Origin of the sequence: Anabaena sp. 4-3 (assembly GCF_001597745.1) — a bacterium.
Classification (GTDB): Bacteria; Cyanobacteriota; Cyanobacteriia; order Cyanobacteriales; family Nostocaceae; genus Trichormus.
On record NZ_LUHJ01000006.1, the window covers coordinates 14,301 to 40,414 of the forward strand.

The window sequence follows — 26,114 nt, forward strand, 5'->3', positions numbered from 1 at the left end:
CCTAAGTAGCCAATCTGTATGCTCACAACAGCTGACTTTCTTCAATATACTCAATGGTCGGGTATTGCCACTCTGGTATTTGCTGCCTTGGCAATTCTCGCTTTTCTGTTTAAATGGGGTATCCGCTTTCGGCTAGTAGGTACGACTGGCTTTATGTTGGTGCTGACTGCTGGTTTATTTGCACTGTCACTGGTGCCTTTAAGTCGGACTGTTATTCCTGGTGCAGTCAGGTACACCTTAGTTTATGATAACGGTTCAAATCAGGCGGTTATTGCCACATCACCGCAGATTACACCTTCTCAGGTAGAAGCTACACTACTTCAAGCTGCAAGTAATCTTTATTCTTTCGGTCGGTCTGGTAGACAAGGAGATGATAAATTAACGATTCGGGCGCGGACTATCATCCACCCAGAACCAGGGCTTTCTATACCAGTTTACCTGGGGGAAGTGAAGCGATCGCTCGCTAGTCGTGAGGATAATAGTATGGCAATCGAAATATATCCCGACAAATTTGCTCAATTGCCAAAAGCTGACGCTTAATCCATCTTTTTTTCCTAGGCTTATCCGCAAATCGGATAAGTCTAATAGGTTGTTTGAGAAGTATTTTGATTAACTTCAAAGTTTCTCAAACCTCACCCCCTATCCCCCCTTTTATCCCTCTCCTAATACCTTCTTAAAATTACCACCATCAATAGGTAGATATTAATATCTGTCTCTTGGCTGTGTAAATATTTTCATTCCTATTTAATTAATTATAGGAAGTAGCAACTACATAACTTTACTAGCTGTTATTAAATAACAGAGGATAAACTCATGAAACCAATAAATTTTAAAAGTTTTTCCTTCATTAGCTCTACTTTAGTAGTCCTCTTAGGTGGAATTGTCGGGTTAAATATTCTCACATTAGCAGCAGAGCGTCTTATTACTAAAAGTTCTACATTAATCGATGGTACTGTGACAATTCGTACTGATTTAAGGAATAAACTAAAAAGTGATTATTTTATTGGAGGCCCTTATGACTTAAACTGCCTATCTAATTATGAACAGGCAAGTCTGAGGATAGTCTGTGACGTAAGTAAATATGTTCAAGATGGCTCGGAATATCCTGGTTTTCCATAGCTAGAAAAATCATTGACTTTGCATTAATGCGGGATGAATTGATATTTTTGGAAACCGCAGCATAATAAAATAATATATGACCACAGAAGCAATGTGATTTTATGATGTCGAAAAAAACAAACTAATGCTATTTTATATCAGGTGACATTGAGTAACTTAAATAAGTTTTTAATTGAAAGTTATCACTATATTTTATCTTCTTTAAGTTTCTATTGCCGTCCCAAAAGACTGGTATTTAAATAAATCTTTTGTAACTCTCTAGAGCGAGTCTTAAATCATCCTCATGTCTTCAGTCCGCAGAGTCTCAAGAACTGCCAATGAGGTTTGAAGTCGTAACTGTATCCGGTGTTGGTCGCATAATATAGAAAGTATAGCCATAAAAATCGCTGAATTTCTCGAAAAGTGCTATTTCCTCTTCGATTTCATGAATAACGGCTTGAGTAACTGGGGTAATTTCTATCTGCTTGATTTTTTCGCGCAGTGGTTCATAGTAATTAATCCACCAAGCACTACTAGGTAATCTGTGAGTGGAAAGCACGCTCAAACCTGCTGTTGTCGCCCGTCGAATATTTTCCTGCTCACTACCGATCATCGGATAGGCTGTCTGCCAATATGCGATCGCCGGCTCAGGTACTTGATCACTAAACCAACTCATCTCTGATACAACGGCGATACCATCATTTGCCAGCAGGGAACGCCAGAGTTTCAGAGCATATTCAAATCCTAGGTTATATGCAGCACCCTCCGACCATAGCAGGTCAACGGAAGCATCTGGCCAATCAAGTTTACCCATGTCCGCATGAATTGGGGTGATCAGATGCTCAAGTCCAGCCTGTTGGGCGCGGACTGTGAGTTCCTCGATAAAAATCGCGGCGGTATCCACCGCTATGACCTTGCTTTGATAGTATTGAGCCAGCAGCAATGCACCTGCACCACTACCGCATCCCAGATCCACAATGCGCGGCTTTGCTGGTAAAGTCGGAAGATTATTCAGTATGTGGCGGGAGAAGTCTGCATCACCTGGCCCTTGGCGGTTAAGTCCACGGTGTAAATTGATGAGAGCGGCAATATATTCGGTTTGATTGTCCATACTGAGTTTTTCATCAACGCTAACTGCAAAAACATTTGAAAATGATTTTTTTGTATTTAGATATACAATATTTGTTAATTTTGGATTAAGATGTGATCTACAGAAATTTAACAGTGTCATGTACGGGTAACACCAGCTAACACGGTCTCATATCTGTGAAACACGCTAATATTTACTTTCATAGCGCATTCTGATAGTGGTATCGTTAAAAAACCATAGAGTTATTCAAAACTTTGATAGTTCGGAATTTCTGGGGCATGGGCAATACCCGCGCATGACTCCAACAGTCAAGACAAAACTGGTGAGTAAGCGATCGCTATTCACCATGTCTATAAATTTAATTTTATGAAGAAACATTAAGGTTTTGGCAAACTAGAGTATATGTCTAATCCAATATCTACTCAAACATTGTCTACTCAAACTTCTACTAACATACTCACACTCACAATCGCCCCGGCAAAAGTGATGCGAGGGTCTAATATATTGGACACCGCCGCCGCAGAAATTGCTAAATTGGGCAGTCGTCCCTTGATTGTGGCAGGTAATAACACGCTGGCTATCAGTCAGCAGATTTTACAACCTGTTTTAGAAAATCAGAATCTACACGTGGCTGAAGCTGCTTATGGTGCAGATTGTTCGGAAGTTGGCTTAAAATCTCTGAGAAAAGCAGCCAAAGAACATAAAGCTGATTTAATTATCGGTGTTGGTGGTGGTAAAGCCTTAGATACAGCTAAATTAGTAGCCCATCAATTACAGATACCAGTCGCTACCATCCCCACCTCAGCAGCTACCTGTGCGGCTTGGACGGCGTTATCGAATGTTTATTCTGAGGAAGGCGCATTTCTCTATGATGTGGCGTTGTCTCGCTGTCCTGATTTACTCATTCTTGACTATGATTTAATTCAAACAGCACCACCACATACATTAGTCGCGGGTATTGGGGATGCGATCGCTAAATGGTACGAAGCATCAGTTAGTAGCGGTCATTCAGAACAAACTTTAATTATTGCCGCAGTTCAACAAGCGCGAGTTTTACGCGATATCTTATTTCAAAAGTCAGCCACAGCCCTACAACAGCCAGGGAGTGAAATGTGGCGAGAAGTTGTTGATGCTACTGTCTTACTCGCTGGGGTAATTGGTGGCTTGGGTGGGGCGCAATGTCGCACCGTCGCCGCCCATGCAGTCCATAACGGTTTAACTCACATTGCCGGACACAGCAGCATCCACGGCGAAAAAGTCGCTTTCGGGATTTTAGTCCAACTGCGTCTAGAAGAAATGGTACAAGGCAACCAATTAGCAGCCGCAGCTAGACAACAACTCTTAAAGTTTTACGCAGAGATTGGACTGCCGCAAAAATTAGCAGATTTGGGTTTGGGCAATATTACCCTCGGTGAACTGCAAACAGCCGCCGAAGTCGCGTTAGCACCTGAATCTGACATTCATCGACTACCATTTAAAGTTGCGTTGGAACAGTTAATGGCGGCGATGGTTTCTACCACTGCACCAACAGATAGTAGAGACTTGGTTAATCGTGTTTCCACCAGGGGAATAACTGACGAGGTTGAGGAATGAGTTTGGATTGGATTACCCCAGCAGATCGGATACAGCAACTACCACCTTATGTATTTGCCCGTCTCGATGAACTAAAAGCTAAGGCTAGAGAGCAAGGCATTGATTTAATTGATTTAGGGATGGGAAACCCTGATGGTGCAACACCACAGCCAGTGGTAGAAGCAGCCATGAAGGCTTTGCAAGACCCCAGCAATCATGGTTATCCCCCGTTTGAAGGAACTGCCAGTTTCCGCCGTGCGATTACGACTTGGTACAAGCGTCGCTATGATGTAGTGTTAGACCCTGATAGTGAAGCTTTGCCCCTATTAGGTTCTAAAGAAGGATTAAGTCATTTAGCGATCGCCTATATTAACCCTGGCGATGTGGTATTAGTTCCTTCCCCCGCCTATCCTGCCCATTTTCGCGGGCCAGTAATTGCTGGTGGTAAAATCCACAGCTTGATTTTGAAACCGGAAAATGATTGGTTAATTGATTTAACCGCCATTCCTGAAGAAGTCGCCAGACAAGCTAAAATACTCTATTTCAACTATCCCAGCAACCCCACCGCCGCCACTGCACCCCGCGAGTTTTTTGAGGAAATCGTCGCATTTGCTAAAAAATATGAAATTCTTCTAGTGCATGACTTATGTTATGCCGAACTAGCTTTTGATGGTTATCAACCCACTAGCTTACTCGAAATTCCTGGGGCAAAAGATATTGGTGTAGAGTTCCACACTTTATCTAAAACCTATAATATGGCTGGTTGGCGCATTGGGTTTGTTGTCGGTAATCGTCATATTATCCAAGGCTTGCGGACATTAAAAACCAACTTGGATTATGGAATTTTCGCCGCCTTGCAAACTGCCGCCGAGACAGCCTTACAACTGCCTGATATTTACCTGCACGAAGTCCAGCAACGCTACCGCACCCGTCGTGATTTCTTAATTGAAGGGTTTGGACAGTTGGGTTGGGATATTCCTAAAACCAAAGCTACGATGTATTTGTGGGTGAAATGTCCTGTAGGTATGGGTTCAACGGATTTTGCATTGAACTTGTTGCAACAGACAGGCGTTGTTGTCACCCCTGGTAACGCTTTCGGGGTAGCCGGTGAGGGATATGTGCGTATTAGCTTGATTGCAGATTGCGATCGCTTGGGTGAAGCCTTAAATCGCATTAAACAAGCTGGTATTCGTTATCGCCCGGAAGCCCTGGTATGAGCTTCACAATAGGATATTGTTAACCGAATTAACTCATGCAAACCCCCACTGCTAACACCTCTGACTTAATTGCTGCTGGCTTTCATGCCCTTTCCGATGCCATTAGGATGAATGTATTGGAATTGCTACGCCAGCGAGAATTGTGTGTCTGTGACTTGTGCGAAGCTTTGGGGGTGAGTCAATCAAAATTGTCTTTTCACCTCAAGACTCTCAAAGAAGCTGGCTTAGTTAACTCCCGTCAACAAGGACGTTGGATTTATTACAGCCTGAATTTACCTCAATTCGCCGTATTAGAAGCATATTTAGCAGATTACCGCCATTTGGGGCAAACCCTCCCTGCACGCCCCTGTGATAATATTTCCTGATATATCAACTTTTTTTGATGAATATTTGTGTATATAGCCTGACTTGGCTTGACATATCAATTTTTTTTGAAATGATATAAATATACAATTTATATCACCCGTCCAGGTGAGGTCAATGAACGCAGTAGCAAAGAAATTGGCTCTCGCATTTGGGATATTAGCTGTAGCAAGTAGTTGTACAGCCACATCCAACTCATCAACTCAAACTCAACAACCAGCAAAAGTTACGGAAGTAGCTAATTCTGAGAAGGTGGCAAAAGTGACAGTTGATGGTTCGAGTACGGTGTATCCCATTACCCAGGCGATCGCCAAAGAGTTCCAAGCCAACGCTAAAAATAATGTGCAAATACAGGTGAATTTTTCCGGTACAGGTGGCGGATTTGAGAAATTCTGTGCCGGGAAAACAGATATAAATAATGCCTCTCGACCAATTTCTCAGGCAGAGATGGCAGCCTGTAATAAAAACGGTGTCAGGTATATAGAATTACCCATTGCCTTTGATGCTTTAACTGTTGTCATCCATCCTCAGAATGATTGGGCGAAAGACATCACAATTGCGGAACTGAAAAAGATTTGGCAACCTGCGGCTGAAGGAAAAATCACCCGTTGGAATCAAGTCCGCCCAACTTGGCCAGATCGCCCATTGAATTTATATGGTGCTGGTAAACAGTCAGGAACATTTGACTATTTCACAGAAGCCGTCACCGGAAAAGCCAAAGCCAGCCGCAATGACTATACAGCCAGTGAAGACGATGAAATTTTGGCAGATGGAATTAGTAAAGATCCAAATGCTTTAGGCTATTTTGGCTACGCCTACTATGAAGAGCATAAAAATAAGCTAAAAGTGCTAGCAGTAGATAGTGGTAAAGGTGCAATTTTGCCATCTAGAGAAACTGTAGAAAAATCCAAATATCAACCACTTTCTCGACCTTTATTTATCTACGTTAATCCTTGGTCAGCCCAACATAAAAGCTCAGTTTACCAATTTGTAGATTTTTACATTAAGCAAGCACCAAAGACTGCTAGCAGTGTCGGTTATGTACCTTTACCACAGGAAGCTTATCAAATTGATTATGTGCATTTAAACCAAGGCAAAGCCGGCACAGTATTTGGTGGTAAAGCGCAGTTAGACCTAACACTGAGTGAATTGTTACGCAAACAAAAGCAGTTTTAGTTTCAGAAATTTATTTATCTAAGCTCATGACAATTCGTGTTGGTATTAATGGATTTGGTAGAATTGGACGGCTAGCATTACGAGCCGCCTGGGGCTGGCCAGAACTAGAATTCGTCCATATTAACGAAATCAAAGGTGGTGCAGTCGCAGCCGCCCACTTGCTCAAATTTGATTCTGTACATGGACGTTGGACACCAGAAGTAGAAGCAGAAGGTGAACGGGTAGTAATTGATGGTACACCCCTCAGCTTTAGTGAGTATGGCAAACCGGGGGATGTAGCTTGGGAAGAATTCGGTGTTGATTTAGTGCTGGAATGTTCCGGCAAGTTTCGCACACCTGAAACCCTTGAGCCTTATTTTAAGCGGGGAGTACAGAAAGTAATTGTAGCTGCTCCAGTGAAGGAACAAGCCTTAAATATTGTCATGGGGGTTAACGACTATCTCTATGAACCAGACAAGCATCACCTTTTAACTGCGGCTTCTTGTACCACGAACTGTTTAGCACCAGTAGTGAAAGTCATTCACGAAGGTTTAGGTATTAAACATGGGATAGTGACCACCATCCATGACAATACCAATACTCAAACACTTGTCGATGCACCTCACAAAGATTTGCGCCGCGCCAGGGCGACAAGTTTATCTCTCATTCCTACTACAACTGGATCAGCAACAGCCATTGGGTTAATTTATCCCGAACTCAACGGTAAACTCAACGGTATTGCAGTCCGAGTGCCACTACTAAACGCTTCCTTAACAGACTGCGTGTTTGAGGTTGTACGACCAACCACAGTAGAAGAAATTAACAACCTGTTAAAAGCTGCTGCTGAAGGAGAACTTCAAGGCATCCTGGGTTATGAGGAACGTCCTTTGGTGTCTATTGATTACAAAGATGATCCTCGTTCATCGATTATTGATGCCCTTTCCACAATGGTTGTTGACGAGACACAAGTAAAAATTCTGGCTTGGTATGACAACGAATGGGGTTATGCCAACCGCATGGTTGAACTCGCCCGTAAAGTTGCATTGAGTCTTAGTTAGGGACTCTTGACTAGGGACTGGGGACTGGGGACTGGGGACTGGGTAAACAATTCTCCCTTGTTTCCCTCTTCTCCCCCATCTTCCCCCACTCCCTCATCCCCCTCATCCCCCTCATCCCTGCTTCTACTCCCCATTCCCCATGACTACTACAGCCTCTAAAGCAAATTTCAAAAACTATATTCTGGTAACACTGGCCTATTGGGGGTTCACTATCACTGATGGTGCGCTGAGAATGCTAGTGTTACTCTATTTCAACAAAATTGGCTATACTCCCTTACAAATCGCCTCTTTATTCCTGTTTTACGAAGTCTTTGGTATTGTCACTAACTTTTTAGGCGGTTGGATTGGCTCACAATTAGGATTAAAGGTTACTCTTTATACTGGCATCGGGTTACAGATTTTCTCCTTGGTGATGCTGGCATATCTGAACCCTAGCTGGGCGCAGTGGTTGGCTGTGCTTTATGTGATGACGGCTCAAGCATTTTCTGGAATTGCCAAAGACTTAACTAAGATGAGTTCTAAAAGTGCAATTCGCTTGGTAGTTCCCCAAGATGCCCAGTCTTCTTTGTTTAAATGGGTGGCGGTGCTGACTGGTTCTAAAAATGCCCTCAAGGGAGTTGGTTTTTTTGTCGGTAGTGCTTTGTTAGGTGGATTTGGTTTTGTCAATGCCCTGTTAGTGATGGCTGCTGGTTTATTCCTGCTGATGTTTACTGGCTTGATGCTGCCGAAAGGGATGGGCAAAATTAAAAAGAAAGTTAAGTTTAGCCAACTGTTTTCTAAGAGTCCAGAAATTAATATTCTTTCGGCGGCGCGATTCTTTTTATTTGGTTCGCGGGATGTCTGGTTTGTGGTGGCTTTGCCAGTGTTCTTGCGTGAGGTTTTAGGTTGGACTTTTTATCAAGTTGGTGGTTTTTTGGCGTTGTGGGTGATTGGCTATGGCATTATTCAATCATCAGCCCCAACATTGCTTCGGCGGTTTGGTTCTGGTCGTCCACCACAATCTAAAACTATCCAGTTTTGGACTTTTACTCTCACATCTGTACCTGCGGCGATCGCTCTAGCTCTACAATTAGGTATACCCGCTAATATTGCCATTGTCGGGGGACTGCTGCTTTTTGGTGTGGTGTTTGCCTTTAACTCTGCGGTTCACTCTTATCTGGTGTTGGCATTTACCGATGATGACAAAGTAGCCCTAAATGTTGGTTTCTATTATATGGCTAACTCTGGCGGTCGGTTGGCTGGAACGGTTTTATCAGGTTTGGTCTATCAATGGTTGGGGTTAGTAGGTTGTCTGTGGACATCGATGTTTTTTGTACTAGGGGCAGCAGTAGTTTCACTGAAGTTACCCAATCCCAAACCGAGTAAAGCGATCGCCTGGAAAGGTGGAGACGGAGACTAAAAACCGATGTATCAAGGTAAAAGCGATGAGTCTAAATCGTCAAACCAAGAGTAATCTCAGTTTTTTTGAAAAATACTTGACATTGTGGGTATTCTTGTGCATTTTCGCCGGAATCGCTCTAGGGAGGTTATTTCCAGAGGTAGCGGTAAAACTAGATGCAATCAGCGTCTACCAAGTCTCAATTCCGATTGCGGTATGTCTATTTTTCATGATGTACCCCATCATGGTGAAAATTGACTTTAGCCAAGCTGTCAATGCTATCCGCACCCCCAAGCCTGTAATTCTTACCCTGGTGGTGAACTGGTTGATTAAACCATTCACAATGGTAGTTTTTGCCCAGTTCTTTTTAGGCTGGCTATTTCGTCCGTTAATTACTGGTACAGAATTAATTCGAGGTAGTGAAGTTGCGATCGCAAATTCCTACATAGCTGGGGCAATTTTACTAGGAATTGCTCCCTGTACAGCGATGGTGTTGATGTGGGGTTATCTGTCTTACGGTAATCAGGGACACACATTAGTCATGGTAGCAGTTAACTCTCTTGCCATGCTATTTCTATACGCACCTTTGGGCAGGTGGTTACTAGCAGCAAATGATTTAACCGTACCTTGGCAAACAATAGTTTTATCAGTGTTAATTTATGTCGGTTTGCCTTTAATTGCTGGGATTTATAGCCGTTACTGGATATTCAAATATAAAGGTAGAGAATGGTTTGAAGCGCAATTTCTAAAGTATCTTAGTCCTGTTGCCATTACCGCTTTGCTAATTACTTTAGTCTTGCTATTTGCCTTTAAAGGTGAATTAATCGTCAACAATCCCTTACACATTTTATTAATTGCTGTGCCACTGTTTATTCAAACTAATTTTATTTTCTTCATTAGTTATGTGGCAGCATTAAAGCTCAATCTCTCCTATGAAGACGCTGCACCCGCCGCATTAATTGGAGCTAGCAACCATTTTGAAGTTGCGATCGCGACAGCTGTCATGCTGTTTGGCTTAAATTCTGGTGCTGCACTCGCCACAGTAGTAGGCGTTTTAATCGAAGTCCCAGTTATGTTAATGCTAGTGGAATTTTGTAAAAGAACAGCACCCTGGTTTCCGCGCGAACCAGAAAAAGCGAGTTTGCCAGATCCACGTTGTATTAATTCTTTTCAGTAAGAGACATTAAGAAGTTTTGCGAGGTAACGTCAAAGCCTCACGCAAAGCTTCAATTTGTTCAGGGATAAGGCGATAGTAAATCCAAGTACCACGTCGTTCTTTTGCCAACAAACCAGCCTCATACAACACCTTGAGATGATGGCTAACTGTTGGCTGGGATAGTCCAAGCGGTTCTGTTAACTCACATACACAGGCTTCACCGCTTGGTTGATTCGCTATAAAACTCAGCAATTGCAAACGAGCCGGTTCTCCCAAAACTTTAAAGATGGCTGCTGTTTGGACTGCTTCTTGAGGTTTGATAAAGCCTGAAAGTACCGATTTACAACAATTAGACATTGATTGAGGAAAATTCATATTTTTATATTGACAGATATCAATATATCCTAGCAATATATTGATAAGGATAAATATTGATGCTTATCAATATTTTAAATAGTACCGAGATAAAAATTATGACAGTGATGAAAACCCATGTCGCTTTAAATGTGACTAATCTTGAGAAGTCCGTGACCTTTTATCGGGCTATGTTTGGCTTAGAGCCTGTAAAATATAAAGCTGACTACGCCAAATTTGATGTGAGTAACCCAGCTTTAAACCTAACGCTGAATGTCACTAACAGTGTGCAGACTGGCGGCGCATTGTCCCATTTAGGTGTACAAGTTGAAAGTACCGAAGAAGTGAAATCAGCCATCAAACGTTTTACTGATGCAGGACTAGCATTATTTACAGAGGACAATACTGATTGTTGCTACGCTTTGCAAGATAAAGTTTGGATGACAGACCCAGATGGTAACCGTTGGGAGGTTTTTGTAGTAAAAGTAGCAGACACAGCACCAGAAAATAATGTGGGTGCTACAGTTGCAGTAGGAGAAGTGAAGACAGCCAATAAATCTTGTTGTGCATAGATGGAAATATCTAGACAGAGGTGAAAATCACCTCTGTTGAACTTTAGAGGGATAAGTTATGAAAAACGTGATGTTTGTCTGCAAGCATAATTCCCGTCGTTCTCAAATGGCAGAGGGTTTTGCACGAACATTAGGAGAGGGAAAAATTACCGTTACAAGTTCAGGCTTGGCAATCAATGAAGTAGATCAAATTGCCGTTGAAGTCATGTCAGAAGTTGGTATTGATATTAGTCAGCAGTATTCTAAATCGTTAGATAATTTTAATCCTGAAGATTACGATATAGTAATTTCATTATGTGGTTGCGGTGTGAATTTACCAGAAGCGTGGGTGTTAAGAGAAGTATTTGAAGATTGGCAATTAGATGACCCACAAGGAGAGTCAATAGAAACCTTTCGGCGTGTTAGAGATGAAGTGAAAGAAAGAGTTGTCAAGTTAATTGCATCTCTTAGCTAACGAAATTTATTATTTGACTCTTTGCAACCAAGCAAAGATGTCATTAACAGAAAGAGTTAAATTCATATCTGCTAGGACTGGTAATACATCTAATTCAGTTAATAAATCTGGTAGACAATTACACTGATAAACTATAACTGAGCGTTCACTAGGGTCTATTAACCATCCTAGTTGAGTACCATGTTTCATACAGTGAAGAATATTACCTGTTACCTTAGTCTGACTTTGGTCAGGAGAAAGAATTTCAATTATCCAAGCTGGTGCAAAATCAATACCAGTGCTAATAATATCGCCATTTTCATCTAATGGTATTTGATTAGTAGCAACTACCGCAACATCAGGCACGATTGAACGATTTCCGCAAGTACAACGCAACTCAGGGAAAGCTTCGTAATTACTGCCTGCTGTATCAATAACTCCAACTAAACGTTTTTGCAAAAGGCTATTTTTTCCACCTGGCATAGTTTTTTGAATTGCCTTACCGTTAAGATACTCCCATGCTGGTGACTCATCTATGTATGGAAGTTTTAAAAAATTTTCCAGGGTGATAGTGTCTGAAACTATAATTGTCATATTGCCTAACCAATCTTAGATTTATTGTATTTGCTGCCTTACCCAAATCGAAAATTTTTGAGAGTGGCATTTCTGCCGATGATTCTACTTTCTTCAAGATATTGGGGGATGACATCTATTAAAGGCACTTGAGGAAAATTAAAGCTGATTTGAGACTCAATATAAACACCATCCTGCAAAATATTAATTTGTAGATTACCATTTTCAAATCGCCACAGTTCTGGAACTTGTAGTGACTTATAAATATTCGGATGTGTGCGCGAAGTAATATCAATTTCTAAAGCTAAATCTGGCGGAGGATCGACAGTTAAATCTAGTCGCTTCTTACCACGAATTTTAGATTCATTGGCAATATAAAAACACTGATCAGGTTCTATTCCTTGAGCCATGAATTGATTTTTAAAAGTTGTAGAGCCTAAGCATCTAAACTCAATATCCAATTCTTCTAATAGTGCTTTAACTAAATCGCTAATAATTTCTTTGCCGTATTCATGTTCTGGCAAAGGAGACATAATTTCTAATATTCCCCTATCATAAGCAATACGGGCAGCCCGATGTTCTCCCAACTCTTCAAGAATTGCTTCCAACTCTTCCCAACTGACATCTCGTAACAATACTTTTTGTCCAGGTGGAACATAGATGCGCTTGAACTCCAATAACATCCCTACCACTCCCATAAACTTCAACTCATAGCATCCCAATTTTAACAAACACCAAACACAAAGCCACTCTTAAACCTCCGCGCCCCTCCGCGTTTCCTCCGCGTACCTTTGCGTTTAAAAAATAAATCCAACAGAATAACTCTCATGTAATAAATCTTACGCCTACAGCCAGATACACACAACAAACTTATCAAGCTAAGATATCAGCCAAATAGTAAATGATATCTTATCTACTCAGTAGTTGTGGTTAATCAAAACTCTCAAAACCTGATACAAAACCAACTAGAAAAACCCTCAAACCACGAATATAAATTTAACTGGTTTGACTGGTTTTGTTTATGGTATCCTCCCGGCTGGCTAATTTTATTTAACCGCCATTGGCAACATTATCACGCAGAGCCAGATGGTTGGCATTGGCGAGAATATTTACTATTTTTAATACCAGGAGGATTTTATCTAGCTTTTGTAATTCGCTGGTTGCGCTTGGGTTGTCGTTCACCTAGAAACGATATTGAAGAATTTAACCCTCACTATCAAAAAGCATTTCGTGAAGAAATTTTAGCCCCAATAGTGAAGTATTATTTTCGTGGGGAATTGCAGCAAATCGAGAACTTACCCACAACAGGGCCGATAATTGTAGCGATGAACCATGCAGGGATGTGTTTTCCTTGGGACTTTATCTGTTTAGGTTATTTATTAGGTGAAGCACGAGGTTGGACAGCACAACCTTTAGCAGAAGTATCATTATTTGAGCATCCTTGGGTAGTGTGGTGGCTACCTCCTAAATGGTCGCAGGTTTTAGGGGCTGTGCGCGCAGAGTTAAGTAATTTTGAGCAAGCTATTTCTCAAGGTAAGATTTTGTTATATGCACCGGAAGGTGTACGAGGGCCGTTAAAAGGTTGGGGGAAACGCTACCAACTACAAAAGTTTGATGTGAGTTTTTTACAGTTGAGCGATCGCTATCATATTCCGATTTTGCCAGTCATTTGCATCGGTAACGAATCTTTACATCCCTGGACAGTTAACCTGAAAAAATTACAAAAATTCTTGAAATTACCATTCTGTCCCTTATCACCTTTGATGTTGATGTTAATTCTCTTTCCCTCAATGGGTGTTTGGGCGATGAAAACTCGCTTGCGTTATATTATTCAACCAGTAGCAACAGTCAACATCAACACAGACTGTAATCATGTCAGCAAAGGACGAAAAGCAGTTTATCAACGCGCCCATCAATTGCGTGAACAATTACAGCATCAAATTAAAACACAAATTAACCTTTTGTAGATACGGCGATTTATTATAACAAGTTCGTAGTAAGGACTTTAGTCCTGAGAAAATTAATTAAGGACTAAAGTCCTGACTACAAACCAAGCTGGCTAATACTGCACTCATTCCACAGAAGCAGTTCCGAAGCGGTAGCCTTTACCGTAAACTGTATGAATTAAAGGTGTTTCCTTACCTACTTCAATTTTCCGCCGCAGTAACCGAATTAATGCAGCTATGACATTACTGCTGGGTTGTTCTTCATCTTGCCAGAGATGCTGCATAATTTGAGCATGAGTTAGTAAATGTCCAGTATGTTCCATAAAGTATAGTAACAACTGGCTTTCTTTCTGCGATAATTCAATGACTCGCCCTTGACGGTAGGCGACTTGATTCTCACAATCTAGTTCTAAATCAGCTACAGTTAATCTAGTCGTTGTCGCTTCATAACTTTGAGAACCAGAACGACGCAACAAAGCGCGAACTCTAGCTAATAACTCCCGTAATTCAAAAGGTTTAACTAAATAGTCATCTGCACCAGCATCTAAACCTTGTACCCTGTCATCTAGAGTATCTTTAGCCGTCAGAAACAGCACAGGTGTAATTTTCCCTTGCTGGCGCAATTCTTGACAAATCTCTAACCCTGTTTTTCCTGGCAGCATCCAATCTAAAATAAGTAAGTCGTAACTACCTGACTGTGCCATGATGCTTCCACTTGTACCATCATAAGCGGCATCTAGGGTATAACCCTCTCGTGTCAAAACACGGCTTAAAGGGTCTGTTAGTTCTACTTCATCATCCACTAATAAAATTCTCATGCTGTTGAGTAAGCAATAGAGATATTCTCAATATTATTGAACTGCTTCAGGACTTACGTAACTGGCACATTAGTAGGGTGCGTCAGATGTCGGAAATCTGTTGATTTTTACCAAATTATCGATTCTGACGCACCCTACAAAAAAGTTTGATCATCATGATTGCGTAAGTCCTATGCTTAAATCAGGACATTTAATGTCCATAGCCAAGGATACCAAGAAATAGAATGTTAACTGTTGCCTTACCGAAAGGGGAACTTCTTAAACATAGCATCCGCCTCCTACAATCTGTAGGTTTAGATTTTAGTGCTTTTTTAGACTCAGGCAATCGCCAACTACAAATTACTGACGCTAGCGGAAAAGCTAAAGGCTTATTAGTTAGAGGTCAAGATGTGCCTGTATATGTGGAATACGGTCAGGCACAAATCGGTATTATTGGTTACGATGTTCTTAAGGAAAAACAACCACAAGTTGCCCATTTAGTTGATTTGGGGTTTGGTTATTGTCGGATGTCGGTAGCTGTGAAAGCTTCTAGTCCTTACAAATCACCTTTAGATTTACCACCTCACAGTCGGGTTGCTTCTAAATATGTCAACTGTGCTAGTGAATATTTCCAGAGTTTAGATTTACCTGTGGAAATAGTACCACTTTACGGTTCTGTAGAACTCGGCCCAATTACGGGGATGTCTGAGGCTATTGTCGATTTAGTCTCGACTGGGCGGACTTTACGCGAAAATGGTTTGATTGAAATTACTACTCTGTATGAAAGTACAGCCCGGTTAATTGCTCATCCTCTGAGTTATCGTCTCAATACAGGTAATTTACATGATTTAGTTGAGCGTATCAGAGAGGCTGTGTTGACACCAGCTTAATTCATTATATTTTTGCGGAAATATCCCCGGCTTTGTCAAAAAGTTGGGGATGTTTTTTGATTATGGATAACATATCCTACCAAGAGTCAGAAAGGCTTGAAAAAGGTGCGTTACGCTGTCGCTAATACACCCTACCATGATTGAAATTACGTTGTATGATTTTTTATTAAATTTTGTCTACACTGTGATTAGTCTAAGGCTAATTTTTTATCAAAAAATTTTAATCACAAAGTTCTGATAGTTAGTTTATCTAGAGTTAAAAAATTGTTAAAAAAATTTTATGAAATTTGATTTTAATTCAGAGGAACAAGCGAGACTTGCAGCGTTGCGCGAGTACCAAATTCTAGACACTGAACCTGAAGAAGCTTATGAAAATTTGGCTCGGTTGGCTGCTTTTATTTGTGGTACACCCATTGCTTTAGTCAATTTCATCGATGAACATCGTCAGTGGTTTAAGGCGAAACTGGGCATAGAAGTGTCAGAAATGCCCCGTAGTATTGGTTTTTCTTACTTATGTCAAGAAAAACAGGGGGTTGTCGTAGTTCCCGATGCTTTAGCAGATGCTCGCCTGTCTACTAATCCCGTAGTAGTATCATATCCCTATGTCCGTTTTTATGCAGGTGTGCCATTACTCACGCCCCAAGGTCAGATGTTAGGAACTCTTTGTGTTCTTGACCATCAGCCAAAACAACTCAGTCAACAACAAGTAGACGCACTGGTAGCTTTAAGTCGCTTGGTTATTGACCAATTGGAATTGCGGCGCAGTGTGACAGATGTATCTCAGATTACAGAAAAGCTGATGCAGCAAGAGCAAATAGCACGCTTAGAATCGGAAGCTGTCAGCGATCGCATTCGTAATATACTCGAAAGTATTACCGATGGTTTCTTTGCTTTAGATAAACAGTGGCGATTCACTTATATCAATAGTCAAGCAGCAAGGCTATTGCAGAAAAATCAAACTGAGCTATTAGGCAAAAATATCTGGGAAGCGGTTCCCGAATTAATAGGAACCTTATTTGAGCAAGAGTATCACCGAGCCATCGCCCAACAGATGAGTGTCGCATTTGAAGAATGCTATCCAACCCTGAACAGATGGTTTGCAGTTAACGCCTATCCCGGTAAAGACGGTTTATCAGTTTATTTTCAAGATATTACCACAAGGCGACAGACAGAAATCGCACTCAGAGAAAGTGAAGAACGTTGGCATTTAGCTTTACAAGGTAACAATGATGGTATTTGGGATTGGAACTTAAAAACAAATGAAGTCTTTTTCTCCCCACGTTGGAAACAAATCTTGGGGTATGCCGAGGACGAAATCAGCAATTACATAGAGGAATGGTCAAAGCGTGTACATCCAGATGATTTAGACTGGGTAATGCAAGCAATTCAAGACCATTTTGAGAGAAAAACACCGTTTTATATTACCGAGCATCGCCTACTGTGCAAAGATGGTAGCTATAAATGGATTTTAGATCGAGGACAGGCGCGTTGGGATGAAAACGGTAATGTAGTCAGGATGGTAGGTTCTCACACAGATATTACTGAGCGCAAGCAAGCAGAAGAAGAACTGAAAAGACAAAATTTGCGATCGCAACTCTTCGCCGAAATTACCCTCAAAATTCGAGAAACCCTTGATATTAAAGAAATTCTGCAAGCATCAGTCCAAGAAGTGCAGAAACTTTTACAAGCAGACAGAGTATTGATTTTTCGCCTGTGGGCTGATGGTTCAGGAACAGTAGAACAAGAAGCCGTACTTCCTGGCTGGCCTGTAGTTTTCGGAAAAAACATTGTTGACCCCTGTTTTCAGGAAGACTACGTAGATAAATATCGTCAAGGTAGAGTCAGCGCAATTTTTGATATTAAACAGGCAGATATTCAGGATTGCCATCGGGAATTTTTGCAACAGTTTGGTGTCAAAGCTAACCTCGTAGTTCCAATTCTGCATCGAGATGGTATCTGGGGTTTATTAATCGCCCATCAGTGCGCCTCACCCCGGCAATGGACAAGCTTTGAGTTAGACTTATTGCAGCAGTTAGCCAACCAAATGGGTATAGCGTTATCGCAAGCGCAGCTATTAGAAGAACAAACCCGTCAAAGTCAAGAACTAGCACGTTCTAACGCGGAACTAGAAAATTTTGCTTATGTTGCATCCCATGACTTGCAAGAACCGTTAAGGATGGTGACTAGCTACTTACAACTATTAGAACGGAGATATAAACCGCAACTAGACGTTGATGCTCAACAGTTCATCACCTATGCTGTAGATGGGGCGCGACGGATGCAAACCTTAATCAACGACTTATTGAACTATTCACGACTGACTACCCGTGGAAAACCCTTTGTGTCAGTTGATGCTGCTGATATTTTAGCAACAGCGATCGCCAACCTGAAAATTGCGATTGAAGATAGTGGTGCAGTCATCACCCACGATCCTTTACCAACAGTAACAGCAGATCCCACCCAACTCACCCAAGTATTTCAAAACCTGATTGCAAACGCCATCAAATTCCGCAAAGACATTCCACCCCACATTCATATCAGCGTAGCCAGAGAGTTAGGCACAGCAGAGGAGCAGGGGAGCAGGGGAGCAGGGGAGCAGGGGAGCAGGGGAGCAGAGGAGCAGGGGAGCAAGGGAGCAGGGGAGCAGGGGAGCAGAGGAGAAAAATCCAATACCCAGTCCCCAGTCCCCAATGCCCAATGGCTATTCTCAGTCCAAGACAATGGTATTGGTATAGAACCGCAATATGCTGACCGGATTTTTGCAATTTTTCAACGCCTACATACTAGAAGTAAATACCCAGGTACTGGCATTGGACTGGCAATATGTAAGAAGATTATAGAACGTCACGGCGGTCGTATATGGGTTGAGTCACAACCGGGTCAAGGCTCGGTGTTTCACTTCTCAATTCCAGAGCCAGCCAGTTAACTATCGTCAATATAACAGCAGAAATTATGGTAATTGAGGTTTTGTTAGTAGAAGATAATCCAGGCGATGCCGAACTAACACGTATTGCCCTAGAAGATAGTCAAATTTCAGTTAACCTCAATGTGGTTGAAGATGGAGTGGAAGCCATAGCATACCTGCGAAAACAGGGACAATATGCTCAAGTACCTCAACCTGATATAGTGCTACTAGATTTAAATTTACCTAAAAAAGATGGGCGGGAAGTATTAGCCGAAATTAAAACTGATGACAACCTCAAACGTATTCCTGTCGTTGTCTTGACAACTTCCCAAGCAGAAGAAGACATTTTAAAGGCGTATAACTTAGCTGCTAACTGTTACATAACTAAGCCCGTTGACTTTGATCAATTCGTTAGAATTGTACAAGCTATAGAAAACTTTTGGTTTGCGATTGTCAAACTGCCACCGGAGTAGAGGTTATGGCAGGTAAAATTCTCAAAGTCTTATTAGTAGAAGATAATCCTGGGGATGTTTTTTTAATCCAAGAGTTATTAAAAGAGGTAAATAAAACTAAGGTAGAGTTACAAGCAGTCGAGCAACTTTCTGAGGCATTTGAGCTTTTAGCAAGTCAACCCTTTGATATCATTCTATTAGACCTATCCTTACCTGATAGCCAAGGACTAGACACCTTTGTGCGAGCTTATCGCCAAGCTAAGACAATTCCGATTATCGTTTTGACTGGTACAGATGATGAAACCTTGGCATTACGGGCGATGCAAGCAGGAGCGCAGGATTATTTAGTCAAAGGACAAGTTACAGGCGACTTATTGCTGCGCTCGATGCGCTACGCCATTGAACGCCAACGCATTGAAGAAGCCCTCCGCCAGAGTGAGGAACGATTTCGGGTAGCCTTAAAAAACTCTCCTATTTTTGTCTTTAATCAAGATAGAGACTTACGTTATACCTGGGTTTATAACCCCTTGGCTGGGTGGACAGGCGAGGAAATTTTGGGTAAACAAGACTGGGAAATGATGCCAGATGAAGATGCCCAACGTCTGACAGCAATTAAATATCATGTCCTATCTACAGGTATAGGTACAAGAGATGAAGTAGCAATTACGACGGATGAAGGCACGAAATATTACGACTTAACTGTTGAACCATTGCGGAATGAATCCCAAGAAATCGTCGGTATAACTGGCGCGAGTATTGATATTTGCGATCGCAAACTCGCAGAAGCAAAAATCCGTGAACAAGCAGCATTACTAGATATCACTACTGATGCCATTTGTGTCCGTGATTTAGAAAATAAAATTCTGTTTTGGAATCAAGGCGCAGAAAAACTTTATGGCTGGCTGGCGCAAGAGGCTATCGGCAAAAATGTCAGTGAACTTTTGTTTATAGAACCTACTCCAGAAATTGCAGCTGCACTGTTACAGGTGATATCTCAAGGTAACTGGCAAGGGGAATTAAATAAAGTTACCAAAAAAGGTAAAGAAATTATCGTGGCTAGTCGCTGGAGTCTAGTCCATGACGAACAGGGAAAAGCTAAATCAATTTTGTCTGTAGATACAGATATTACTCAGAAAAAACATTTAGAAGCCCAATTGTTTCGCACCCAACGCCTAGAAAGTATTGGCACTTTAGCTAGTGGCATTGCTCACGACCTCAACAATATTTTGACCCCAATTTTAGCAGGAGCGCAATTACTGCCACTGAAGTTTCCTGATGCCGATGAACGTACTCAACATTTGTTAGAAATTTTAGAAATTAATGCTAAACGCGGTGCGGATTTAGTGAAACAAATACTGTCTTTTGCCAGGGGTGTCGAAGGTAAACGCATTCATTTGCAACTCAAACACATCATTGTCGAACTGACTAAAGTTTTGCGAGAAACATTCCCCAAATCTATTGTAATTACCACAGATATAGCCAAGGATTTATGGCAAGTTTCTGGAGATAGTACCCAACTCCACCAGGTACTGATGAATCTTTGTGTTAATGCCCGTGATGCAATGCCTCATGGTGGCACTCTCAAAATTGTGGCTGAAAATTTACTAATTGATCAAAATTATGTCCGCATGAATTTGGAGGCTAAAGAGGGAGCATACATAGTCATTACAGTATCAGATACAGGCGTGGGGATTCCTGAAGAATATTTAGATAGAATTTTTGAGCCGTTTTTTACTACCAAAGCAGTCGGACAAGGTACTGGTTTAGGTTTGTCTACTGCAATTGGTATTATTAAAAGTCATGGTGGTTTTGTCAATGTCCATAGTGAAGTAGGAAATGGTACTACATTTAAAGTTTACTTGCCAGCCGTGGGAGATACGACAGAAATTAAAACAGATTTTTTGTCACCCGCTACAGGCAAAGGAGAGTTAATTTTAATTGTGGATGATGAACCGGGAATTAGGGAAGTGACGAAAACATCTTTAGAAAGCAAGGAATACACAACCCTGGTTGCTGGTGACGGCGTGGAAGCGATCGCACTTTACGCCAAATATGCACATAAAATTAGTGCTGTCCTCATGAATATCATCCTGCCAGAACTAGATGGATTCACTACTATTCGTACCTTAAAAAAAATTAACCCCCAAGTCAAAATTATTGCTACCAGTGGATTGATATCTCAAAATAAACTGGAGGAAATAGTCAATACTGGTGCTGATAGTTTTTTATCTAAACCCTACACTGTTAATGAATTGTTATTGGCTATCAACCAAGTTATCACTTGATTGTAGTCATTAGTTATTAGTTATTAGTCATTAGTCATTAGTCATTAGTCATTAGTTATTAGTCATTAGTCATTAGTTATTAGTTTTTCTCCTCCGCTCCCCTACTCCTCTGTATTTCCCGTAATTTCGCACCCGTCACAAAATTCTATAAAAACCATCATTTGGTCGCCATTCTGATTGAGATAGGGTGTAATACACTACATCTACACCGTAGTAGTGAGCGTGTTTTTGATACTTCATACCCACTTTCTCAATGACCCGCCTTGATGGTATATTCTCAGGACGAGCGATCGCTACTATCTTATCTAACTGCACTGTCAAAAATCCATAATCTCAATCTTGCGGTTTCTATCTCAGGCATGATAGGCAGAAAATTAACCAAAATGCCAATGTCACCGTGAGACGGATAAATAACTGCTGCTAGTATTGTAAAAATTAATATAATGCTCCTACTATGAGCATCTACCAATCATCTCGCAAATCTTACAAAAAACACCATTGGCGTAACAATGACTGGCGACTGTTCCTTCGTCTCGTACCTTACGCCCGCCGTAACAGCAAACTGCTAATCACAGCCATGTTACTGCTGTTACCGATTGCCTTAGCTAATGCTGTGCAGCCCCTGTTAATTGGACAGGCTGTATCTTTAATTCGTAATGAACCTAGTACGTACACATTTCTGCAAAATCGTCCTTTGTTTCAAGGACTTTATATCATCCAAGGTTTATTGCTCACTACTATCTTGCTGCGGGCAATACTTACTGGTGTTCAAGGCTACTTACTACAGAAGTTAGGACAGACAATTACTGCCGGAATTCGTCAAGATTTGTTTCATCATCTGACATCTTTGGCAGTACGTTTTTTTGACCGTACACCTGTAGGTAAATTAGTCACTCGCATCACTAGCGATGTAGAAGTATTAGGGGATGTGTTTTCTACCGGGGCTATTGGCATCATCTCTGATATGTTCTCGATGCTGGTAATCTTGGGTTTGATGTTTTCCATTCAGTGGCAACTAGCGGCTTTACTACTGGTGATGTTGCTACCAGTGAGTGGGTTAATTATTTATTTTCAGCGACGATATCGCCAAGCTAATTATAAAGCCAGAGAAGAACTATCCATTTTAAATTCCCAGTTACAAGAAAATGTCATGGGAATTAACGTTGTGCAGTTGTTCCGGCGAGAACAGTATAATGCTGAATTATTCCGCGCCACTAACCAACGTTACAACCAGCGAACAGATGAAACTATATTTTACGATTCGGCAGTTTCTGCAACTTTAGAATGGATTGGTTTAATTGCGATCGCCGGAGTCTTATGGTTGGGTGGTTGGTTACTCTTAGGTAATAACTTGACTTTTGGGACATTATCTGCATTCATTTTATATGCCCAAAGATTGTTTGATCCGTTGCGGGATTTTGCCGAAAAATTCACTGTAATTCAATCTGGTTTTACAGCAATGGAACGGGTGAGTGATCTTTTAGATGAACCCATAGAAATAAGCGATCGCGCCAATCCCCGCTTTTCCCTCCTCGATCAACAATTCGGTTACATCGACGAAATCATCGCTAATTTAGAATCTGAAGACACCCACCAGACACCGCAATTGGGAGAAATCCGGTTTGAAAATGTCTGGTTTGCCTACAAAGATGATGATTACATTCTCAAAGACTTAGATTTTGTGATTCATCCCGGCGAAAAAGTGGCATTAGTCGGGCCTACAGGTGCGGGTAAAAGTTCGATTATCCGCCTGTTGTGTCGTCTCTACGAACCCACCCAAGGGCGCATTCTTGTAGATGGCGTAGATATTCGAGAGTTACCCCAAGCCGAACTACGCCGTTATATGTCCGTCATCTTACAAGATGGTTTCGTCTTTGCGGGTGACGTTAAAAGTAACATTACCTTGGGTGATTACTATACCCCAGAAGAAATTGAAGCAGCAGCCCAAAAAACCAACATCGCCGAGTTCATAGCACAATTACCCGCAAGTTATCATACCCAACTTCGAGAAAGAGGTACAAATCTTTCTAGTGGTCAAAAGCAACTCTTAGCCTTTGCCCGTGCAGCAATTCGGAATCCTCAAATTCTCGTTTTAGATGAAGCAACCGCGAGTTTAGATGTGGCTACAGAAGCATTAATACAACAAGCATTAAACGAGTTATTAATCGGACGAACTGCAATTATTATTGCTCACCGCTTATCTACAATTCGGGATGTAGATCGGATTTTTGTATTAAAGCGAGGTGAATTAATCGAACAAGGTAGCCACGAGGAACTGTTAAAAACAGGAGGACTTTATTCCACCTTGCACAACTTACAAATGTTGGGAACTTAAGGGAATGGGGACTGGGGATTAGGGATTGGGAAAAAAGAGGAATTGGGACTCTTTGCAGGGAGAAAAAGGGAAAATCCTCTCCCCCTTGTTCCCCATTCCCTGTTCCCTGTTCCCTGTTCCCCATTCCCTGTTCCCTGTTCCCTGTTCCCTGTTCCCTACCTACACAAATAATTTTATTAATCAAATCGGATTCCTATATTTATGGAAACATTATTAAACAATCGCTATCGAGTAATTCGGACTTTAGGAGGAGGGGGATTTGGGGAAACTTTTATTGCCGAAGATACCCAAATGCCGTCTAACCGTCGTTGTGTAATTAAACAGCTAAAACCGATTCACAACAACCCCCAAATTTACCAATTAGTACAAGAACGGTTTCAACGGGAAGCCACAATTTTAGAAGATTTGGGTAGCTACACAGACCAAATCCCGACTTTATACGCTTATTTTCAATCTAACGAGCAATTTTATGTAGTTCAAGAATTGATAGAAGGGGAAACACTCACAGCCAAATTTCGCCAGCAAGGTTTATTTACTGAAAGCGCAGTTAGAGAAATTTTAGTTAACTTATTACCAGTTTTAGAGTACGTCCATTCTAAACGGATAATTCACCGGGATATTAAACCTGATAACATCATTTTGCGTCATCGTGATGGCAAACCTGTATTAATTGATTTTGGTGCGGTGCGGGAATCAATGGGAACAGTTGTCAATTCCCAAGGTAATCCTACCAGTTCAATTGTCATTGGTACGCCTGGATATATGCCGAGTGAACAAGCCGCAGGTAGACCAGTGTATTCTAGTGATTTATATAGTTTAGGCGTGACAGCAATTTATGTGCTGACGGGGAAACAACCACAGGAATTAGAAACAGATCCTCGGACTGGGGAAATTATATGGCATCAATACGCCTTGAGTGTTAGCCCTACATTAGCAGCTGTAATTGATCGCGCGATCGCCTACCACCCCAGAGAACGTTTCGCCACAGCTAGAGAAATGTTAGAAGCTTTGCAACAAGGTGCTGTCAGCTTTCCCCCCACCATCCCTTATCAACAACCACAACCACAACCGCCAACCATTCCTTATCAGCATCCCCCAGTAGCCACAGTACCACCTACTGCCACACCACCCCAAACCGTCGCCGTTAGCCCAAGTGCTTCTCCATCTTCTCAACCTGTGACTCAAACCAATAGCATTCAAAACAATGGCAATCGGGGAATCTTACTTGGTAGTTTAATTGCTGGGGGTTTAATTGGTGCATCTGTCTTAATTGGTTTTGCCTTAACTAGACCAAATCAACCAGTAGCACAATCAACAATACCCTCTAGTGAATCTACCATCAACAACAACACTACGGAAAATATACAACCTCCAGTTTCTAACCCTCCTGCAACCACCACAAATCAAGACACTAACCAAAACTCTACACCACAGATAAATCGTCCTGTCATCAGAAATTTACCACCTGTTAGCACCCCAGTTGATTCACCCACGGCTGAGAATCCCCAAACCACCACACCTGATACTTATGAAACTTCAGAAGTGTCTCGCCCCTCACCAACACAAGCAGTAGAAAATTATTATGCAACTATCAATCAAGGAGAATATCAGACGGCGTGGAATCAGTTAAGTCCTAGTTTTCAAAATAATCGCCGACTGCACCCCAATGGCTATAGTTCTTATATAGGCTGGTGGCAAGGACAGGTAGAAAGTGTCAATATTGAAGAAACCAGTATAGTAGAAGGTAATGAACAAACAGCTACAGTTAATACTAGGTTGACGTACTTCATGAAAAACGGTAGAAGATCATCGGCTTCTGTGCAGTTATCTCTATTATGGGATGAGGAAAATCAAAGATGGGTTGTTCATGGTGCTAGGTAGCTAGTAGAAGAAGGCAAAATTGAAGGAGGCAGGAGGCAGAGGGCAGGAGGCAGGAGCAATGGTTATTTACAGAATTAGAAGGCGAATCTGCTAACCTATCGCTTAATACCGTTGATTTGCAAATTTCCCTAGATGAAATTTATGAAAAGGTGAATTTCAGCAACAGCAATAATGAAGAGTAATTATGTTTGAGTTCGTAGTTAAAAGCCAATAATGAAGATATACAGCAGGGAACAGAAAACAGGGAACAGGGAACAGGGAACGCTCAAGATTTGTTTTGCTTCACCAGGTTTAAACATATTAAAATATATATAAACACAACTTCAGTCTTCGGCTATCACCATGACTGTCATTGAAAAGCAGATGTAGAACTTACGCAAGTGTCATCATCAAAGTCTCGTGTAGGGTGCGTCAGAAGCGATAATTGAGTCAAAAAGAACAGATTTTCAACATCTGACGCACCCTACTAATGTACCAGTTGCGTAAGTCCTGAGATGATATGATTCCTAATTCGCAATATCTAAACAATCGCTTAATTTAGCTTGAACTGACAGAAGCCTCTCACTTACCGCGATAGCGGAAGTGATGAGATGAATGGCTCTCG

23 protein-coding genes and 1 pseudogene are annotated in these 26,114 nt (G+C 41.5%); 18 read left to right on the forward strand and 6 right to left on the reverse strand.

Annotated features, from left to right (window positions below; genetic code table 11):
- Window positions 1-18: 18 nt before the first annotated feature.
- Together A3775_RS00295 and A3775_RS00300 are read left to right on the forward strand one after the other, a co-directional pair.
- Window positions 19-540: a Ycf51 family protein gene (locus A3775_RS00295; protein WP_066376212.1), complete on the forward strand. Its 522-nt coding sequence runs from the start codon at window positions 19-21 to the stop codon at window positions 538-540.
- A gap of 273 nt (window positions 541-813) precedes the next feature.
- Window positions 814-1,119 (forward strand): hypothetical protein, encoded by a 306-nt coding sequence (locus A3775_RS00300; protein ID WP_066376210.1) that lies wholly within the window; start codon window positions 814-816, stop codon window positions 1,117-1,119.
- A 304-nt stretch (window positions 1,120-1,423) separates the two neighbouring features.
- Here the strand turns inward: A3775_RS00300 and A3775_RS00305 are convergent, their stop codons facing one another.
- Complete coding sequence (locus A3775_RS00305) at window positions 1,424-2,209, reverse strand: cyclopropane-fatty-acyl-phospholipid synthase family protein (protein ID WP_066376206.1); 786 nt, start codon at window positions 2,207-2,209, stop codon at window positions 1,424-1,426.
- A 381-nt stretch (window positions 2,210-2,590) separates the two neighbouring features.
- On the opposite strand from A3775_RS00305, the gene A3775_RS00310 reads away from it, so the two are divergent.
- The 7 genes from A3775_RS00310 (at window position 2,591) to arsB (ending at window position 10,108) form a co-directional block, all read left to right on the forward strand.
- A complete protein-coding gene (locus A3775_RS00310) occupies window positions 2,591-3,781 on the forward strand; it encodes an iron-containing alcohol dehydrogenase family protein (protein WP_066376204.1) in 1,191 nt (396 codons plus the stop codon).
- A complete protein-coding gene (locus A3775_RS00315) occupies window positions 3,778-4,977 on the forward strand; it encodes an aspartate aminotransferase (RefSeq protein ID WP_066376202.1) in 1,200 nt (399 codons plus the stop codon). The genes A3775_RS00310 and A3775_RS00315 overlap by 4 nt, the downstream gene beginning before the upstream one ends.
- Window positions 4,978-5,012: 35 nt before the next feature.
- Complete coding sequence (locus A3775_RS00320) at window positions 5,013-5,342, forward strand: helix-turn-helix transcriptional regulator (protein WP_066376200.1); 330 nt, start codon at window positions 5,013-5,015, stop codon at window positions 5,340-5,342.
- A 115-nt stretch (window positions 5,343-5,457) separates the two neighbouring features.
- A complete protein-coding gene (locus A3775_RS00325) occupies window positions 5,458-6,516 on the forward strand; it encodes a PstS family phosphate ABC transporter substrate-binding protein (RefSeq protein WP_066423388.1) in 1,059 nt (352 codons plus the stop codon).
- A gap of 26 nt (window positions 6,517-6,542) precedes the next feature.
- Complete coding sequence (locus tag A3775_RS00330) at window positions 6,543-7,553, forward strand: ArsJ-associated glyceraldehyde-3-phosphate dehydrogenase (protein WP_066423389.1); 1,011 nt, start codon at window positions 6,543-6,545, stop codon at window positions 7,551-7,553.
- 139 nt (window positions 7,554-7,692) lie between these two features.
- Window positions 7,693-8,952 (forward strand): organoarsenical effux MFS transporter ArsJ, encoded by a 1,260-nt coding sequence (gene arsJ / locus A3775_RS00335; RefSeq protein ID WP_066376198.1) that lies wholly within the window; start codon window positions 7,693-7,695, stop codon window positions 8,950-8,952.
- A gap of 25 nt (window positions 8,953-8,977) precedes the next feature.
- Window positions 8,978-10,108 carry an ACR3 family arsenite efflux transporter gene (arsB, locus tag A3775_RS00340; protein ID WP_066423390.1) on the forward strand — a complete coding sequence of 377 codons (1,131 nt, stop codon included), beginning with the start codon at window positions 8,978-8,980 and terminating at the stop codon, window positions 10,106-10,108.
- Window positions 10,109-10,114: 6 nt separating this feature from the next.
- Here the strand turns inward: arsB and A3775_RS00345 are convergent, their stop codons facing one another.
- The gene (locus tag A3775_RS00345; RefSeq protein ID WP_066376195.1) at window positions 10,115-10,462 is read right to left on the reverse strand and encodes a helix-turn-helix transcriptional regulator; all 348 of its coding nucleotides are present in this window, start codon (window positions 10,460-10,462) and stop codon (window positions 10,115-10,117) included.
- Window positions 10,463-10,521: 59 nt separating this feature from the next.
- Between A3775_RS00345 and A3775_RS00350 the strand changes: the two genes are divergently transcribed.
- Both A3775_RS00350 and arsC read left to right on the forward strand, forming a co-directional pair.
- Entirely contained in the window at window positions 10,522-11,013 is a 492-nt protein-coding gene (locus tag A3775_RS00350) for an ArsI/CadI family heavy metal resistance metalloenzyme (RefSeq protein WP_231866909.1), read from the forward strand.
- Between the two features lie 58 nt (window positions 11,014-11,071).
- Window positions 11,072-11,467 (forward strand): arsenate reductase, glutathione/glutaredoxin type, encoded by a 396-nt coding sequence (arsC, locus tag A3775_RS00355; protein WP_082803640.1) that lies wholly within the window; start codon window positions 11,072-11,074, stop codon window positions 11,465-11,467.
- A 9-nt stretch (window positions 11,468-11,476) separates the two neighbouring features.
- On the opposite strand, the gene A3775_RS00360 is transcribed toward arsC, so the two are convergent.
- The gene (locus A3775_RS00360; RefSeq protein ID WP_066376193.1) at window positions 11,477-12,040 is read right to left on the reverse strand and encodes a Uma2 family endonuclease; all 564 of its coding nucleotides are present in this window, start codon (window positions 12,038-12,040) and stop codon (window positions 11,477-11,479) included.
- Window positions 12,041-12,061: 21 nt separating this feature from the next.
- Window positions 12,062-12,702: pseudogene (locus A3775_RS00365) on the reverse strand (Uma2 family endonuclease).
- Window positions 12,703-12,945: 243 nt separating this feature from the next.
- Here A3775_RS00365 and A3775_RS00370 point away from each other — a divergent pair.
- Complete coding sequence (locus A3775_RS00370) at window positions 12,946-13,986, forward strand: 1-acyl-sn-glycerol-3-phosphate acyltransferase (RefSeq protein ID WP_082803641.1); 1,041 nt, start codon at window positions 12,946-12,948, stop codon at window positions 13,984-13,986.
- Between the two features lie 104 nt (window positions 13,987-14,090).
- Here the strand turns inward: A3775_RS00370 and rppA are convergent, their stop codons facing one another.
- On the reverse strand, window positions 14,091-14,783 hold the full coding sequence (gene rppA / locus A3775_RS00375; RefSeq protein WP_066376186.1) for a two-component system response regulator RppA: 693 nt from the start codon (window positions 14,781-14,783) through the stop codon (window positions 14,091-14,093).
- A 224-nt stretch (window positions 14,784-15,007) separates the two neighbouring features.
- Between rppA and hisG the strand changes: the two genes are divergently transcribed.
- From hisG to A3775_RS00395, 4 genes are all read left to right on the forward strand, one after another.
- A complete protein-coding gene (gene hisG / locus A3775_RS00380) occupies window positions 15,008-15,652 on the forward strand; it encodes an ATP phosphoribosyltransferase (RefSeq protein WP_066376184.1) in 645 nt (214 codons plus the stop codon).
- A gap of 280 nt (window positions 15,653-15,932) precedes the next feature.
- The gene (locus tag A3775_RS00385) at window positions 15,933-18,578 is read left to right on the forward strand and encodes a GAF domain-containing protein (RefSeq protein ID WP_066423398.1); all 2,646 of its coding nucleotides are present in this window, start codon (window positions 15,933-15,935) and stop codon (window positions 18,576-18,578) included.
- A gap of 26 nt (window positions 18,579-18,604) precedes the next feature.
- Window positions 18,605-19,030, forward strand: a complete 426-nt coding sequence (locus A3775_RS00390) for a response regulator (protein WP_066376180.1) — start codon at window positions 18,605-18,607, stop codon at window positions 19,028-19,030.
- Between the two features lie 5 nt (window positions 19,031-19,035).
- The gene (locus A3775_RS00395) at window positions 19,036-21,294 is read left to right on the forward strand and encodes a response regulator (protein WP_066423400.1); all 2,259 of its coding nucleotides are present in this window, start codon (window positions 19,036-19,038) and stop codon (window positions 21,292-21,294) included.
- A gap of 135 nt (window positions 21,295-21,429) precedes the next feature.
- On the opposite strand, the gene A3775_RS23310 is transcribed toward A3775_RS00395, so the two are convergent.
- Window positions 21,430-21,615, reverse strand: coding sequence for a GNAT family N-acetyltransferase (locus tag A3775_RS23310; RefSeq protein ID WP_198161116.1), 186 nt, complete (start codon window positions 21,613-21,615; stop codon window positions 21,430-21,432).
- Window positions 21,616-21,748: 133 nt separating this feature from the next.
- Between A3775_RS23310 and A3775_RS00400 the strand changes: the two genes are divergently transcribed.
- Together A3775_RS00400 and A3775_RS00405 are read left to right on the forward strand one after the other, a co-directional pair.
- Window positions 21,749-23,629 (forward strand): ABC transporter ATP-binding protein, encoded by a 1,881-nt coding sequence (locus A3775_RS00400; protein ID WP_066423401.1) that lies wholly within the window; start codon window positions 21,749-21,751, stop codon window positions 23,627-23,629.
- 201 nt (window positions 23,630-23,830) lie between these two features.
- Entirely contained in the window at window positions 23,831-25,510 is a 1,680-nt protein-coding gene (locus A3775_RS00405) for a serine/threonine protein kinase (RefSeq protein WP_066423403.1), read from the forward strand.
- The last annotated feature ends 604 nt before the right edge of the window (window positions 25,511-26,114 follow it).